At 49.9% G+C, this 698-nt stretch carries 1 pseudogene; it reads left to right on the top strand.

The window, feature by feature from the left end:
- Positions 1-131 precede the first annotated feature (131 nt).
- A pseudogene (locus ACSZO1_RS22640) lies at positions 132-623 on the top strand (MFS transporter); the annotation flags it as partial.
- Between the last annotated feature and the right edge of the window lie 75 nt (positions 624-698).

The following is a 698-nucleotide window of genomic DNA, read 5'->3' as shown; positions in this document are numbered from 1 at the left end:
TCCCGGCTGATCGAAGAGATGCGAAACTGTGATCGAACTTCGATGCCAATCCGTGATCGTTCAGAGCGGAATACGCAATCGAAACGCAGTTATTCTAAAATAGCCCCTCTAATACAGAAGTCATTGTCACAATGAATACGTTTAATAAAAGAGTCAGCGCTTTTCATTTCAGCCCCTTTCGGCATTTATTTATTGCTCGCCTTTTCACCGTCCTCGGTAATGGTATTGCCCCGATTGCACTGGCGTTCGCGGTTCTGGATATTGGCGGGTCAGTGTCTGACCTGGGTATCGTGGTTGCGTCCCGGTCCATCTTTAACGTGGTATTCTTGTTAATTGGTGGTGTATTAGCGGATCGCTACTCTCGTAATCAAGTGCTGGTCTCCTCTTCAGTTATTGCGGCTGTTTCGCAAGCTATAGTCGCATGGACTGTGCTGGATGGCTCAGCAACGGTGATGAGCCTGGCACTACTTAGCGCCCTGAACGGAGCTGCTGCGGGCATCGCATTACCTGCATCCTCAGCACTCGTTCCCCAGACTGTTCCGGTGCAGAACTTGCGTGCAGCGAATGCATTATTTCAGCTCGGTATTTATAGTGGTACGATTATTGGTGCTTCGTTAGGTGGGAGGCGGATTCAAGTTCGAAGTGCAACGCTAAGCCGCCTGTCTTAACTCTGCAAAGACCACTGAAGGCTGCCGGAA

The sequence above is a fragment of the Erwinia sp. V71 genome (genome assembly GCF_965644245.1).
GTDB lineage: Bacteria > Pseudomonadota > Gammaproteobacteria > Enterobacterales > Enterobacteriaceae > Erwinia.
The sequence above is the reverse complement of the archived record's forward strand: the minus strand, read 5'-3'. Positions and strand labels throughout refer to the sequence as shown.